Source organism: bacterium, assembly GCA_030646995.1.
Classification (GTDB): Bacteria; Patescibacteriota; Minisyncoccia; order UBA6257; family WO2-44-18; genus JAUSKF01.
In genome coordinates this window covers 1-13,643 of sequence record JAUSKF010000003.1, presented here as the reverse complement: position 1 = coordinate 13,643, position 13,643 = coordinate 1, and the positions used below count along the sequence as shown (strand labels likewise).

General features: G+C 47.4%; 15 protein-coding genes and 3 tRNA genes. 7 read left to right on the top strand and 11 right to left on the bottom strand.

The features are described from left to right. Positions 1 to 123: 123 nt before the first annotated feature. The 3 genes from Q7S83_01490 to Q7S83_01480 all read right to left on the bottom strand — a co-directional run bounded on the left by Q7S83_01490 (position 124) and on the right by Q7S83_01480 (position 2,294). Positions 124 to 1,086, bottom strand: a complete 963-nt coding sequence (locus Q7S83_01490; protein MDO8466792.1) for a YvcK family protein — start codon at positions 1,084 to 1,086, stop codon at positions 124 to 126. Positions 1,087 to 1,162: 76 nt separating this feature from the next. After that, on the bottom strand, positions 1,163 to 1,810 hold the full coding sequence (locus Q7S83_01485) for a DUF5701 family protein (protein MDO8466791.1): 648 nt from the start codon (positions 1,808 to 1,810) through the stop codon (positions 1,163 to 1,165). Between the two features lie 112 nt (positions 1,811 to 1,922). After that, complete coding sequence (locus Q7S83_01480) at positions 1,923 to 2,294, bottom strand: YraN family protein (GenBank protein ID MDO8466790.1); 372 nt, start codon at positions 2,292 to 2,294, stop codon at positions 1,923 to 1,925. A gap of 79 nt (positions 2,295 to 2,373) precedes the next feature. On the opposite strand from Q7S83_01480, the gene Q7S83_01475 reads away from it, so the two are divergent. Further along, entirely contained in the window at positions 2,374 to 2,817 is a 444-nt protein-coding gene (locus tag Q7S83_01475; protein ID MDO8466789.1) for an LAGLIDADG family homing endonuclease, read from the top strand. 385 nt (positions 2,818 to 3,202) lie between these two features. Here Q7S83_01475 and Q7S83_01470 read toward each other — a convergent pair whose 3' ends face one another. After that, positions 3,203 to 3,691, bottom strand: a complete 489-nt coding sequence (locus tag Q7S83_01470) for an iron-sulfur cluster assembly scaffold protein (GenBank protein ID MDO8466788.1) — start codon at positions 3,689 to 3,691, stop codon at positions 3,203 to 3,205. Beyond that, entirely contained in the window at positions 3,684 to 4,040 is a 357-nt protein-coding gene (locus tag Q7S83_01465) for a hypothetical protein (GenBank protein ID MDO8466787.1), read from the bottom strand. The genes Q7S83_01470 and Q7S83_01465 overlap by 8 nt, the downstream gene beginning before the upstream one ends. Positions 4,041 to 4,481: 441 nt before the next feature. On the opposite strand from Q7S83_01465, the gene Q7S83_01460 reads away from it, so the two are divergent. The 3 genes from Q7S83_01460 to Q7S83_01450 all read left to right on the top strand — a co-directional run bounded on the left by Q7S83_01460 (position 4,482) and on the right by Q7S83_01450 (position 5,367). After that, positions 4,482 to 5,219, top strand: coding sequence for a hypothetical protein (locus Q7S83_01460; GenBank protein MDO8466786.1), 738 nt, complete (start codon positions 4,482 to 4,484; stop codon positions 5,217 to 5,219). Positions 5,220 to 5,222: 3 nt separating this feature from the next. Continuing rightward, positions 5,223 to 5,293, top strand: a tRNA-Lys gene (locus Q7S83_01455). A gap of 3 nt (positions 5,294 to 5,296) precedes the next feature. Next, a tRNA-Val gene (locus tag Q7S83_01450) sits at positions 5,297 to 5,367 on the top strand. 17 nt (positions 5,368 to 5,384) lie between these two features. On the opposite strand, the gene metK is transcribed toward Q7S83_01450, so the two are convergent. Next, a complete protein-coding gene (gene metK, locus Q7S83_01445; protein ID MDO8466785.1) occupies positions 5,385 to 6,539 on the bottom strand; it encodes a methionine adenosyltransferase in 1,155 nt (384 codons plus the stop codon). 228 nt (positions 6,540 to 6,767) lie between these two features. Next, positions 6,768 to 6,839 (bottom strand) — tRNA-Arg (locus Q7S83_01440). Between the two features lie 172 nt (positions 6,840 to 7,011). Between Q7S83_01440 and Q7S83_01435 the strand changes: the two genes are divergently transcribed. Together Q7S83_01435 and Q7S83_01430 are read left to right on the top strand one after the other, a co-directional pair. Further along, positions 7,012 to 7,923, top strand: coding sequence for a hypothetical protein (locus Q7S83_01435; GenBank protein MDO8466784.1), 912 nt, complete (start codon positions 7,012 to 7,014; stop codon positions 7,921 to 7,923). A 150-nt stretch (positions 7,924 to 8,073) separates the two neighbouring features. After that, positions 8,074 to 8,706: a hypothetical protein gene (locus Q7S83_01430; protein MDO8466783.1), complete on the top strand. Its 633-nt coding sequence runs from the start codon at positions 8,074 to 8,076 to the stop codon at positions 8,704 to 8,706. 125 nt (positions 8,707 to 8,831) lie between these two features. On the opposite strand, the gene Q7S83_01425 is transcribed toward Q7S83_01430, so the two are convergent. Next, positions 8,832 to 9,782, bottom strand: a complete 951-nt coding sequence (locus tag Q7S83_01425) for a peptidoglycan DD-metalloendopeptidase family protein (protein ID MDO8466782.1) — start codon at positions 9,780 to 9,782, stop codon at positions 8,832 to 8,834. Positions 9,783 to 9,869: 87 nt separating this feature from the next. Here Q7S83_01425 and Q7S83_01420 point away from each other — a divergent pair, with 87 nt between their 5' ends. Further along, the gene (locus Q7S83_01420; protein MDO8466781.1) at positions 9,870 to 11,648 is read left to right on the top strand and encodes a UvrD-helicase domain-containing protein; all 1,779 of its coding nucleotides are present in this window, start codon (positions 9,870 to 9,872) and stop codon (positions 11,646 to 11,648) included. Between the two features lie 31 nt (positions 11,649 to 11,679). Here the strand turns inward: Q7S83_01420 and Q7S83_01415 are convergent, their stop codons facing one another. From Q7S83_01415 to Q7S83_01405, 3 genes are all read right to left on the bottom strand, one after another. Then, the gene (locus Q7S83_01415) at positions 11,680 to 13,020 is read right to left on the bottom strand and encodes a hypothetical protein (GenBank protein MDO8466780.1); all 1,341 of its coding nucleotides are present in this window, start codon (positions 13,018 to 13,020) and stop codon (positions 11,680 to 11,682) included. A 41-nt stretch (positions 13,021 to 13,061) separates the two neighbouring features. After that, entirely contained in the window at positions 13,062 to 13,313 is a 252-nt protein-coding gene (locus Q7S83_01410) for a hypothetical protein (GenBank protein MDO8466779.1), read from the bottom strand. Between the two features lie 3 nt (positions 13,314 to 13,316). Further along, the coding region (locus tag Q7S83_01405) for a hypothetical protein (GenBank protein ID MDO8466778.1) at positions 13,317 to 13,643 on the bottom strand (327 nt) is incomplete at its 5' end.

Below are 13,643 nucleotides of genomic sequence, written 5' to 3'. Positions count from 1 at the left end.
GTCTCTGGATCATCGGTGAGAATAAAGCTTTCCAGATAAATTGACTTTTGAGCGCCGTTAACCGCCTCAAGCATTGCCCCCCAAGCTTTGTCGGATTTTGTAAAAAATTTATATTTCATCGAATTAAATTAGCGTCCGCACCACCTCCGCCACCCTATCTGGGTCATGGCGAATAAAACCGGTTTTACGCAAAAGGTCAGCCGTTATCAGTACAGGCTTTCCGGAAAGACTCTTCGCGCCCGCCTCTACCATCTGCGCTTGTTCTTTGGCGTATGGTCGGAAGCGCATCAGGCTTGGCTTGGTTTTATTGGCCACCACATAATCAAGAACTCCGTTGCCCAGATAATTCTCAATCGTTTCCACAAAGTCCGAAACAGTAAATCCGTTAGTTTCGCCAAACTTAGTCATAATATTCACAAAATAAATTTTCTTGCCCTTCGCTTTTTTTAAAGCTTCTTTCATCCCCTTCACTAAGAGGTTAGGCAATAAACTAGAATAAAGGTCACCCGGCCCCACAATGATTGCATCGGCATCCAAAATCGCTTTTTTTGCCAACGGATTAATCTCCGCAACTTGACTTAGCCAAACTTTTTTTATTTTTAAACGCCCATCGTGTTTCGGAATGTCGATATTAGTTTCTCCTTTAATAATCTCCCCATTTTCTAACTCCGCCACTAAGGAGCACTTCTTCAGAGTCGCCGGCAGTACCCGCCCCTGCACGGCCAATATTTTTCCCGCTTCCATCACCGCCTTGTCAAAACTACCGGTGATGCGTTCTAAGGCCGTGATAATTAAATTGCCGAAGCTGTGCCCCGACAAACCACTCCCCTCCTGAAAACGATAATTAAAAAGCTCGGATAAGATTTTATTGTCGGAAGAAGAGAGCGCAATCAATGCCCTGCGAATATCACCCGGAGGCAAAATACCAAACTCCTCCCGAAGTATGCCCGACGACCCGCCCTCATCAGCTGCAGTAACCACGGCAGTAATGTCAGAAAATCTGGTTTTCAAGCCCAATAGCACAGGGAAAATGCCCGTTCCCCCTCCTATCACCACAATCTTTTTTTCTTTATATTGCCCAGTCATTTATTGCTATCCATCTTAACTTGCCCTCGGGCTTTGGTCTAGATAGAAAACAAAAAAATCCCCGCTCTGGGGATTTTCAAAAATTTAGCTTCGGCGTAGATGGGATTCCGAAAGTCACGCTCTTTACTCCATTCGCATAACCAAGCACGGTTCCCTTGTCGGCGCGCATCGCCATCACTCTACTACCCGGACCGGGCGCGCAACCAAGCAGGTAAAGGTTAGTCCTCGTAAGCATCTCCGGATCGTAAGAAAGAAGAGCAATCGCCTCTTCTACCGTGAGACCGCGACGGTCGGCAACGTTGAATCTATTGCGGACATTATTAATATCCTCCCGATACTCTACGCCAGGCTCAACATCGAAGATTAGATAGATGTCTTCCGGAGCCGACGGAGGCGGTTTATAGAAAGCCCCAGCCTCTTTATCGCACACACCCGCCAAACTTAGATGCCCAACCTGCCCGATAAACACATCACTCAATTGCTCGTACCAAGCGATAATAGCGCTAGGAATCACAATCAAACAGGGAATGTAGTTCTCGTGGAAATTGAGATGAAGAATCTCTTCATTGGTGCGCACAAACTTAGCCAAGAACGAAAGCCTTCGAAGAAAATCTTGACTCCCGTCTTTTGCTTGGCGTTCATAAGACGAATCCAGCAATTTCTTTGCCTGCAGATCAAAGACCTCGATCAGAGTATCTCGGCCCACCTCGATGATTTCCGACATGGCATCTTCTCTTTCCTCTGTAAAGTTTCTACCGCAATAATATAACTTTTACTGAATTAGTCAATCAAAAGACCCACACTCCAACAACTTGACTATATAGTCAAGTTGTTATCTAAATATTCTCGTAGTGAAAAAACCTCTCCGGATTAAAACAGACGGCGACTAAGTCAATTCTGAATCCCCTTGCCGGATCGATCATTGCCTCATTGGATCCGGCAAATAATGCGGCAACGCGCCTTAACTTGATTAGTTTGGCGCTAGTTAAATTGTCTTCAGGTTGCAAATCGGAGTTTGCCGGCAAACGTCGTACGCTTTTTACCTCCACAAAGACCAGGACTCCTTCGCAATCTTTGGCTATGATATCCAATTCGCCCCATGGTTTCCAATAATTACGCTTAAGAATTTTATATCCTTTCTGAATTAAAAAGCCGCAAGCGAGATCTTCTCCAATCGCCCCTATGGCAGATGTTTTACTTTTGAACATAATCTGTAAACATTGTTTAACGATTTACTCCGTTCCAGTGTTATAGTTGAAACAATGAGTACGCAGTAAAACGGCAAACATGGAACGCGAAATAATATCAGATGAATATTTACGAGGCCTAGTAGAGGGGGAGGGCTGTTTTACCTTTTGCAATATACCCGTTATTGGAAAAACGGGCAAGAAATTCGCTCTCCCGGCATTTACAATTCAAATGCACGAAAGAGATAAATCTCTAATAGAACTATTAAAATTAAGGCTTGGATTAAAAAATAAAATTTATGTCTACAAAGTAAGGGCGTTATCAGAAAAGAACAAGATCTACAGACGCGGCCCTATGGCCAAATTAATAGTCCGAGATGTGGCTTCGTTGAAAAATAAAGTAGTCCCATTCTTTTATAAAAAACTCCACGGCAACAAAGGAAAGCAGATGATTGAATGGCTTGAGGAAATAGGAAATCGCGATGATATCCCCGAAAATTACAAGATAATTCATAGGCTATATAGCTATGGCTATTTTGATTAAAAAGTTTGCCGGCAAACTTTCCTGCAATTTCCCTCACAAATCTGGTACAGTGTTTAACACTTTTATCGCTAAACAATTTGCTAGGCCCAACTGTTAAACAATTGAAATTGTTTAACAGTTTGTTTAAAAGCTATTTGCCGCATATAACTAACGAGGCAAAATCCGGCAATGCGGCAATCCGGCAAGTGATTGTTCGGCTTTTGCCCATCTCCTCTCTCGACCTTCGGCGGCCGTGCCGCGACTCATTTAACGGATTTTCTGCGGCCGTCCGTAAAGGACGCTTACGCTCCCGCAGAAAATCCTATTCGCACGGGGCTACGCCTCGGAATCTCGCTCGGAGCATGGGCAAAGCCTCTCTTAAATTAAAAAGGAGCTCAAAGAGCTCCTAATCTTTTAAACAGCTAAATCCGGGATCTAACGCATCTCTGATTGCTCCTCTTACTAAGGAGGCGCAATGAGCTCCTGCCCAAGGAAGACCAGATAGATTAATAATGTCATCCACTGTCAGCTTCATAATCTCTTCAACTCGCCTACATTCCGCGTATTCCGAGAACCAGCTGGCGACGGCTATGAGCCACCCACAGCCAACCGACACATGCCGTACCGCTTCTATATAGTAGCGAGTGCCGAATTCATGGCAGTTTGCGCAATTAACAAATTCAATGTCTTCGCTGTCAGAGGCGGCATTTGGAACCTTCCCGGCCCCAGAACATTCAGGGCAGGGGAGCATCGCCCACTTAAATTGCAGGGCGAGAAAATCGTTGTAACACTCTACTTTATCAATCCCGGTCAAAACTCTTTCTGTCCCGTCCGGAAAGCTGCCCCAGTTTTTCGGCCGTTGATAGTGAGCGATCAGGGCGTCAATGTTAGCCACGCGGAGCCTCTCCGCCACCGGACATTCTTATTTCTTCCAAGATCCGACATTCAATCGCCTTCCGGATATTTTTTCCAATCCAATCAGCGTAGGTGGGGCAGTCTGCATTTAGTTCGAGTGACCGTAAAGATTCCAGCAAACCAACTACACCGTCATTGAAAAGATCGGCCGAATCGAGTTTGGTCCCGTGCTGTTCTTGAAGATTGCTTACGGCTGTAAGAATATAATCTTTGTACAACTCAACAAGTTGGTCTGAAAATTCCCTTCGCGTCTTTTCATCATAGAGAGTATTGGCCGCCAAAGAATAAAGAGAGGGGATGTCGCCCTGCGGAGTTTTCGCTTCGCGCATCGCTGAACGTCCTAATTAAAAAGCTGACTAAAGCGTAGCTCTATGTAAGAAAAATTAAAAGTCCCATTTTTTTCTAAAATATCATTCTTATGTTCTTGAGAACATGAGAATGATATTACTTATAGGGCAAGGCCAGTGAACGCTTTATAGTACGATGCGTTCCGTTTGAAAATCCCCGAAAGAGGAACTGGCCGTGGACTGCTCCAGACTTGATTGAAAGGTTTCTCATGGACACACTAAGAAAAATCACTCAACGAATATCAGAAACTTAGATTAACCGAAAATATGGCGAATCGGAGCCAAGTCTGCTGATCCAACAAGAACTCCCACGCGGCTATCCACCATACGTTCTCTAGAAAATGCCTTCCAAATAAGGGTTATCCACAAGATATTCAAATCTATCTCTTGTAGATTATTCGCTATGAGGATATAGTAACTCGTATGATTATGGCAAGAAAAAAATACGATCCCACTAAACGAAAACAGGCTCGCGGGCTACGGGAACATGGCTTTAGTTTCAAAGGAATTGCTCAAGAATTGGGTATAGCGAAAAGCACGGCGCGTTTATGGTGTAGGGGTATTGAGTTGAGTGTCCAACAAAAGGAATGGCTGTATAAAAAAGGACTTATTGCTATGCATAACAGCCCAAACAACAGCCATGAGCGCAGACAAAGGGAAATAAAGAAAATCGCCGCCCTGGCAGAGAAGGAAATAAAAATTCCAATCTCGGATGATGTTTTAAGACTGCTCGGCGCGGTAATCTACTGGGCTGAAGGCAATAAAACCAAAGATTTTGGGGTCACCAATTCGGATCCATTGCTAATTAAATTTATGATTGGTTGGATGATAAAAATGTTCGGAGTAACAACGACTGATTTAAAGGCTCATTTAAATATCTATTCCCAACAAAATGATTCGGATATAAAAAAGTTTTGGTCGGACTTAACCGGAATTCCATTAGAAAATTTCGGTAAAAGTTTTGTGAAGCCGGCCAATAAGGGGTTCAAAAAAAATAATTTGTATTATGGAACAATAAAAATCAGGATGATGAAGGGTGGGGATAGCATGCAAAGGGTTTTCGCTTGGCTAAAAAAGATGCTATCATCTTTGGATATTGCGGTTGACAAGGTAGAGACGAGGTGGAATAAATTAAAGTCGTACAAAAGAGACAATTCGTGAAATGCCTCCATAGCTTAGTGGTAAAGCTACGGACTCTTAATCCGCAGACCTTGGTTCGATTCCAAGTGGGGGCACATGCGCGCTTAGCTTAATGGTAGAGCGATCGCCTTACACGCGATATACAGGGGTTCGATTCCCTTAGCGCGCACAGGCAAAAAAACTCGCCTATCCGGCGAGTTTTTTAATTGCAAGAACTTTGTTTGTCTTTTCCCACGGCAAATCAATATCCGCCCTCCCAAAATGACCATAGGCGGCGGTTTTTGAGTAGATAGGGCGCAATAGATCTAGGTCTCGGATGATCGCCGCCGGACGGAAGTCAAAAACCTTATTTACCATATCGGCAATCCGATTGTCAGACAACTTACCTGTGCCAAAGGTGTTCACATTGAAAGCCAACGGCCTGCTCATACCAATCGCGTAGGCAACCTTCACCTCGGCCTTTTTCGCGAGTCCCGCCGCCACAATATTTTTCGCCGCCCAACGCATCGCATAGGCCGCCGAACGATCCACCTTGCTTGGATCCTTTCCGGAGAAGGCGCCGCCGCCGTGCTTCGCCATTCCGCCATAAGTATCCACAATAATTTTCCGTCCCGTGAGCCCCGTGTCTCCGGCCGGGCCACCAATCACGAATCTTCCTGTTGGATTTACAAAAATTTCCGTATTTTTATCAATAAACTTTTTCGGCACAACCGGCTTGATGACTTTTTCTATCAAAGCTTTCCGTAATTTCTCCCCTGAAAAATCCGGATGATGCTGCGTAGAAATTAAAATATTTTTTATCCGATAAGGCTCGCCGTCGCGATACTCCACAGTGACTTGAGTTTTCCCGTCAGGCCGGAGATGGGGGAGTGTTTTATTTTTCCGTACTTCGGAAAGTTTGAAAGCCAGCGCGTGCGCCAGAGCAATCGGCAAAGGCATCAAGGTTTTTGTTTCATCGGAAGCATAGCCATACATCATGCCTTGATCGCCCGCTCCCTGCTCCATCGGATCTTTTTTATCTACTCCCATCGCGATATCAGGCGACTGCTGATTAATCATCAAAGTAATTTTGACAGTTTTATAATCCAAGCCTTTCTCAACGCTGTCGTAGCCGATATTCTTAATTGCCTGCCGAGCAATTTTTTCAATATCTACTTTCCCTTTGGAAGTAATTTCTCCGCCAATCACCAGCTGGTCATTGCAGGCAAAGGTCTCGCAAGCCACCCGAGATTTAGGGTCTTGCTTCAAATATGCATCTAATACCGCATCACTGATCTGATCACAGACTTTATCCGGATGCCCCTCAGTGACTGATTCGGAAGCAAGATAATCAATCTTCATTCCTATATATTACCACTTTTACACTATGCCCCCGTGAGGAACAGGGGTTTCGCTATGCTCAACCTCGAACACTCTCGCCGCACCCCGACCCCCGTCTCGGACACCCTCTGGTTTCCGACGGGCACTACCCCGCGGGGTAGTGCCCTGCCTTCCAACACGGGGTGCTGCTGGTTCGATTCCTCGAAGACAAAAATTTCAAAACCGGCATAAAGCCGGTTTCAAAATTTGTGCCCCCGTGAGGAATCGAACCTCAATCTTCTGCTTCGAAGGCAGAAGTCCTAACCGTTGAACGACAGGGGCAAACCTATCTAAATCTTCTATATTATATCCTACTTTCCGCCTATTGACAAATTCTACCCATCTGCTATAATGCCCTTTAGAACTTCGTAATCGCTTCTACTTTATAGCTTGCCATCAGGCGGGCGGTAGAAGCACAGATTGGGGGCAACCCCCTTTTTAAAGGAGACGTGCCATGAAGACGGACAATGTGCAGTCGGGTTCCGATGTGAAGTCCATGCTGGACGACGGTGCCAGGAAGGCATGGGAGTCCGGTCAGTGGAAGGGAAAGGTCACCATCCATGATCTCATGAAGTACCTCCAGACGCTCGGGCATCTCGCTTCCGTGGAGGAGATCAACGCCTACGTCGCTTCCTCGAAGGAGGAGGATCTCGACAAGCCGCTCACGGCGAAGGAGATCCGGGAAAGGTTCGGCGGGAAAAAGTCCATCGAGGACATCCCGATGACCCGCGCGGCGACGCTCTGGTTCAACCAGCAGTCGTACGAGGGTCATCCTCCGGCCAGTCAGAACCGGGGGTTCTGGCAGATGTTCGTGAAGCGGGCCAAGAACGACCAGCTTCAGGTGGTACTCGAAGTGGCGAAAGGCCTCTTCCAAACCATCGCCAAACGTCAGGACCAGGCTGCGGCCGGTCCCGACACGAAGGCCGGCCTGAACACGGGAGAGATGCTCTCCTGCATGCTCGAAGGCTGTGGCTGTCAGGGCAACCCCTGGCAGCGGAAGTTGATTGTGAACGATCGGGTGCTCCTGCACCAGGATGGTCCTCTCAAGGGTCAGGAGGTGCGGGTCGGGAACTTCGCCTCGGTCAAGGTGGGCGACAAGTACGAAACCCACTTCTTCTGCCGTGACCACGTGAAGGTCTTCGTCGCAAGTGGCGGAGCCACCTTCTGCCACGAAGACGCCGAAGCAATCACCGTGGCGACCAACAAGACCATCGAGGACGCCAAGACGGCCGCCGCCAAGGTGTTGAAGCAGGCGGATGCCCTGAGGCAGATGGCCTTGAACTCTCCGGCCGTTGCTCAGAAGCAGCGGAATCAGGAAGTTCGCCAGACGGTTGCGAATAACCGCACCGGCAACCGCCGTCGGTAGAAATTAAAGTGCCACCGAGAGGATTTTCTCTCGGTGGTTTTTATTTGACATCAATCATATCTTCTGCTATAATCTCTTCAGAAACTTTCCAACCAAAACCCCATCCCATCCATATTGACTGGGATACATTTCTCTTGAAAGGAGAAAGTCATGAACGGAATTATTGCGCTAGGTGTCAGGGAAGAGCTGGACAAGCTTTCCGAGACAAGCTGGAAGGATGCGCGGAGCGGAGAGGAAAAGACCGGACACGCCAGAGCCCGCTTCAGGGCGGCGAAAGGCGCAATCGCGGCGGCTTACAACCTGGAAAGTGAAATCCGGGAGTTGTCGCATCGGGGAATCGTCGCTTTCAAGAATGGCGACATCGTCACTGCCGATGAATGCAAAGTGGCGATGGATGAGCCATGGGCGAAGTTGGCCGAGCTCGATCTGCCGCAGGATGTCTTCTGGCAGCACGATGCGCAGGCCGGGCAGGAAATCGTCGAGTTCTATGGAGTGCTTTGGCTCTACGCGAAGCTCTTCGGAGGAAATGATTCGCAGATGAAGTCGGCAGGAGACCTGCGCACGACCATCCAGAGCTGGCTGGCTGGGATCGCGGATGCGGTCACGGAAACCTCGAAGCTGCTCCGTAAGAAGTTGCGCAGTTCCGAGATGAGCCGCAAAGAGCGTATTGCTCTCCGTGAGAAGTTCATCACCGTCGCCGAAGAGGTAGTGGAATTCCTTGGTCAGTTCGAAGACTGCCCGCCCCAACTGGTGAACAAAACAGCCGCTACCGTGGCTACATGAACACCTTTCGCGGCGCTCTCAGCCGAGTAGAGACCTGCATCGAGAGGCATGAGGATTCACTCCTCACCATGCTCGATCAGGACTCGGTCTGATTCACAAACAAACCCCCCGCTCAGCGGGGGGCTTTATTTAGCGAACGGGTTCCTTGCCCCATGTATCTCGAAGTGCAGATGGCACCCCGTCGGGCCGTGCACATTACCCGTGTTACCGATGCGGCCAATAATATCTCCCTGCAATACATAATCTCCGACTGCCACCAAATTCTTTTGCGTATGCGCATATTTTGTAATAGCTCCGTTGGGATGCTCAATCTCTACGAATCCGCCGTAACCATCATTCCATCCGCTTTCATTTTGTTTAATAACCAAACCCTCTGCAGAAGAATAAATTGGCGTGCCGCAAGCATTAGCAATATCTACACCGTTAAAATAATGAAGCTTACTCCAATTCCAACCTGTGGTCGGTAAAATAAAGTAGCCTGGATAATTAGGTAAATCCGCCAATGTGGCGCTCGCGAAAGTCTTTTTTGGTTTTGCATCCGGGATTACAAGCGTGCTTCCAATTCTTAAACCATTCGCCGCCTGTTTGTTGTACTGTAAAATTTTGGAAGGAGAAACGGCATAAAATTCTGCCACCGAATCTACAGTCTCGCCTTCTTCGATTTGATGCAGAACTCCGGACACCGGCAAAATTACTAATTCTTGACCGGGACGGATATTATTACCCAAACTGCTATTGGCCCAAAAAATAGTATTCAAAGAAATTCCGAAACTGGAAGCAATTTTAGAAAGACTATCGCCTTTTTGTACTTTGTAAGAAAGTAAGCCGTCGCGAGTCGCCAAAATAGTGCTTAAGGGATTCCCGGCATTCAACACCGAGTCACCATCAACCACGATAAACCCGGCCGTTGCATTCTGATCGCTGGCCACCTCGAAATTGTCGCCAAAAACCTGGTCAGAGGACAGAGAGTCTATTTCTGCCCCAACAGAGCTAGTCAGCAACGCCAGAACCGGACCGCTGGCATCGGCAACCCTGTTGTTTCTGACCAAAACCAAAAAGTTGAGCCCGATGCCCATAATAACCAAAACAACCGGGATAACGGTTGTCAGAGGAAGCTTATTAAAGATTGTTCTTATCTTGCTAATACAGGTATAATATCACAAATGACGGCCAATTTCCAGGACCTAAATCCAAGCCAAAAAGAAGCAGTTGAGCACGAAAACGGCCCAATTTTAATTGCCGCGGGAGCCGGTTCCGGAAAAACTAAAACTCTCACCGCCCGCCTCGCTCGCCTGATAGAAAAAGGCGCCAGTCCTGCGAGTATTATCGCAATTACTTTCACCAATAAGGCCGCCAAAGAAATGGGGGATCGGGTCGCCAAGCAATTAGCCGGCTCCCAAATTCCTTTTATCGGAACCTTCCACTCTTTTTGCGCACGACTATTGAAAGGCGAAGCCTCACTCGTGAATCGCTCACCGGCTTTTACAATTTACGACGCAGATGACTCTTTGAGTCTGGTGAAGAAAATTATGAAAGCGTTGGATATTTCCAAAGACAGCATCAATCCTGCCGTGCTTCAAAACCACATCGGGCAAATAAAAAATGAAATGCTTTCGCCGGAAGATTTCGACCGCATCACCAAAAAGGTATTTGAAAAATACGAAGAGGCCTTAACGCAAAACAATGCTTTTGATTTTGATGACTTGATTGGGAAAGTTGTTTGGCTTTTTGAAAATCATCCTGCAGTTTTAGAAAAATACCAGAAAAAATTTGAATACATATTGGTAGATGAGTACCAAGATATCAACGCCGCCCAATATCGGTTAATTCGCCTACTCGCAGAAAAACATCAGAATTTAAGTGTGGTAGGGGACGACCAACAGGCAATCTACAGCTTCCGCGGCGCCGATTTCCGGAACTTCTTAAACTTCCAGAAAGACTGGCCGAGGGCAAAAATTGTGAAACTTGAGCAAAATTATCGTTCTTCGAGCACCATCATCACCGCCGCCTCCGCAGTAATCAAAAACAACAAACTCCAAACTCCGAAAACTTTGTGGACGGAAAATAAAGAAGGGGAGTTGATTAAAGTAATCCGAGCGCCTGATCCGGAAGAAGAAGCGGCAATCGTAGGAAGCCAGATTGAGCAAATCCGCGAAGGTTCTACCGCGGTGATTTACCGGACCAACGCTCAATCGCGCGCTATCGAGCAGGCGCTGATCTCCGCCAATATTCCCTATAAAGTCTTCGGCGGATTGAAATTCTACGAGCGCAAAGAAATTAAAGATCTAGTTGCCGGCCTGCGCTTGGCGCACAACCCGAAAGATTCTGTAAGCGCCGAGCGACTCTCTAAAAACTTCGATAAAAAAACGGCGGCTTATCTGATTGAGGAACTGCCGAGGTTAGGAGAAAGATTAAATATCTTGGAATTAATTAACTTCTTTATCGAAAATGCCAATTATCTAGAGTATCTAGAAAAAGAATACAAAAATTATCACGAACGCATTGAGAATGTGAACGAATTCATCAGCTTCGCCGGCAACTTTAAATCCTTGGATGAATTCTTAGAAAGGGTCTCATTGATGCAGACTTCTGACGCCCCAACCAAGTCGTCAGTCGTTGGTCGTCAGTCGTTGGTTTCCCCGGTTTCTCTAATGACCATTCATATGGCGAAGGGACTGGAATTCGATAGCGTATTTGTAATTGGCTGTGCCGACGGCATTATTCCGCATCAACGTTCTTATGGCTCGCTTGATGACCTGGAGGAAGAACGGCGGTTGATGTATGTGGCGATGACCCGCGCCCGCAAAAAACTCTGTCTATCGCTCTCCGGCACTCCCTCCAGATTCGTTTATGAAATCCCTCCCGAGCTGACCGACTTCATTGACCTCGGCACTGGCAAAAAAGATCTGCCCGACGATGACGAGATGTACATTGAATATTAAAAAATCCCCCCGCAATGCGGGGGGATTTTGACTAGAAAGGAATATTCACTCCGACGAACCACTTCACTCCGCTGGTTTTCTCTTCTTCGAAATGCAGAGAAGGGCCAACGATCTCTCGGCGGAAGGTATCTCCCTGCCCGTAGTAACCTTTGGCTCCCAGCTCGAACCAACGGAGTGCTTCATGCTCTCCGAAGAGCGCCAATGGACGCAGGGCAATCTCCGCCTCCGCCCAAGTTCCTCCGGTCGTGAAATTACGAACTCCTTCAGCCGAAACCGACAGCCAGCGAAACACATTGCCTTCGAGTAGCACTCCGGCCTCCTGGCTTCCATCCGCCAGCGAACGCTCGTAGGAAAGATTGACGGCGTAGTTCCTCCAGGAAATCCGCTCGACCCCCTTGATAGTCGGCCCATGCAGGGTCAAATAGCTATAGAAATCCGGCCAATTTACCCGAAAGTCTCCCAGCTCCAACGCCAGCGGCTCCACTGCGTCATCACCGGTTATCCAATAGTCAAACCAGGCGACAATGAATGAGATTGAGCTGTTGGAGATCAGCTTGGGAATTTGGCTGGTGATCCGCACCTGACTGACATCGGTCTTTATTCCGGCGCGCCCAAGATCCTTCACATACAACGATATGTCATCGCTTTCACCATCCATCTCATAGGCAATAGTTCCGGCCGAGGTCACGAAAAACGTGATTGCATCCAATGGATGGGCCTTCCCGCGCAGCACTTTCAGCCCGACCATCTCGGCGTTGTATTGCTCCTGATTCAAACCGTCGCCGGCGATGAAGGCATGATAATAGGCCTCATATCTCTGACGCTTGGGGTCTTTCCGAAATTTTTCGGACTCCTCCAAGCTTTGGCCAGCCAACAGGAATTCTCCCGGAATAAAGGACTGCAGAGCAATCTGTCGGAAAGCAACTCCCGGATCAGAGTAATAAGAGGTCCGATCATCCGCCGACACAAATTGCGGCTCTTTCATGCCCGCAAGATTGTAGCCTCGGAAATGGCCATATTCGTGTGAAGCCCCACTGATAGGTATCTGCAACAACACCAAAGGAATCGCGGAACCCAACGAACGCAGAATTCTTTCCAGCGGCGTCTGCTTCTTAGGCTCTGCTCCCCAAATGAGCTTCCCGGCGGCGAAATTAAGCGCCTCGCTACTACTCAAAGCCCAACTTGAAATGAAAGCTCGATCATAAATTCCCTCATTTGCCGACGAATCATAGTAGACTCGCGCATGCCCTTCGGGTTTTATCTCGAATCGGTCCGGATCAAAAATTGAGGACTTCTCACCGCTCGACTCCTCGGCAGTGGCTGAAACGCCACTCACCAAAAAAACCAGCAGGGCCCATCCAAGGCTTCTCATGCCTATCTCCTTAGTCAAAAAGCTGACCCAATACTACAAGATTAACTGCCGTCCGTCAAGATTTTCTCTTTCAAATTCAACTCTCGCAACTCTCCCTTAACCTCCTCCAAAAATTCTTTATATTCCCTCATCTTGTCCGAATTAGTCTTTAAATAAGCAGAAGCAACCTCGGCGTAAACCGAGCCCCGGTCCTCCGGAGAGATCTTCGCATCGGCGACATAATCAGCCAGCTGCTTTCCGGCCTCCGGAGCTTTCCCGCCTTTAATCAAATCAATAATGGACTGGATGGACATAAATTAGGAACCAATTAAGTCGGCCGCAATAACTTTTAGATAGACCAATTTCTCCTTATAGCCCTCCTTCTTTTCTTGAATTAAGCGGTGCATCTCATTTTTCAAAATGTGATTAATAAGCTCCCTCGTCTCCTTTTTCCCTTTAGAACCCAAAACTTCCCGCACCAAATGATCGTTCAATTGAGCGCGTAATTTACTGAATGCTTTATTGCCAATCTCAAATTTTCTTACCTTATCAATTACGTCCAGTGAAACAACCTCTTCCATCGCCGCGTCAATATCTTTTTGGAATTGCTCAATAGGTAAATCCGCCAACTGCTCAAAATCAAG

Excerpts from the sequence above, each read along its gene's own strand:
- Q7S83_01490 (MDO8466792.1), bottom strand. The coding sequence starts at position 1,086 with ATGACTGGGCAATATAAAGAAAAAAAGATTGTGGTGATAGGAGGGGGA.
- Q7S83_01485 (MDO8466791.1), bottom strand. The coding sequence starts at position 1,810 with ATGTCGGAAATCATCGAGGTGGGCCGAGATACTCTGATCGAGGTCTTT.
- Q7S83_01480 (MDO8466790.1), bottom strand. The coding sequence starts at position 2,294 with ATGTTCAAAAGTAAAACATCTGCCATAGGGGCGATTGGAGAAGATCTC.
- Q7S83_01475 (MDO8466789.1), top strand. The coding sequence starts at position 2,374 with ATGGAACGCGAAATAATATCAGATGAATATTTACGAGGCCTAGTAGAG.
- Q7S83_01465 (MDO8466787.1), bottom strand. The coding sequence starts at position 4,040 with ATGCGCGAAGCGAAAACTCCGCAGGGCGACATCCCCTCTCTTTATTCT.
- Q7S83_01460 (MDO8466786.1), top strand. The coding sequence starts at position 4,482 with ATGATTATGGCAAGAAAAAAATACGATCCCACTAAACGAAAACAGGCT.
- metK (MDO8466785.1), bottom strand. The coding sequence starts at position 6,539 with ATGAAGATTGATTATCTTGCTTCCGAATCAGTCACTGAGGGGCATCCG.
- Q7S83_01435 (MDO8466784.1), top strand. The coding sequence starts at position 7,012 with ATGAAGACGGACAATGTGCAGTCGGGTTCCGATGTGAAGTCCATGCTG.
- Q7S83_01430 (MDO8466783.1), top strand. The coding sequence starts at position 8,074 with ATGAACGGAATTATTGCGCTAGGTGTCAGGGAAGAGCTGGACAAGCTT.
- Q7S83_01425 (MDO8466782.1), bottom strand. The coding sequence starts at position 9,782 with ATGGGCATCGGGCTCAACTTTTTGGTTTTGGTCAGAAACAACAGGGTT.
- Q7S83_01420 (MDO8466781.1), top strand. The coding sequence starts at position 9,870 with ATGACGGCCAATTTCCAGGACCTAAATCCAAGCCAAAAAGAAGCAGTT.
- Q7S83_01415 (MDO8466780.1), bottom strand. The coding sequence starts at position 13,020 with ATGAGAAGCCTTGGATGGGCCCTGCTGGTTTTTTTGGTGAGTGGCGTT.
- Q7S83_01410 (MDO8466779.1), bottom strand. The coding sequence starts at position 13,313 with ATGTCCATCCAGTCCATTATTGATTTGATTAAAGGCGGGAAAGCTCCG.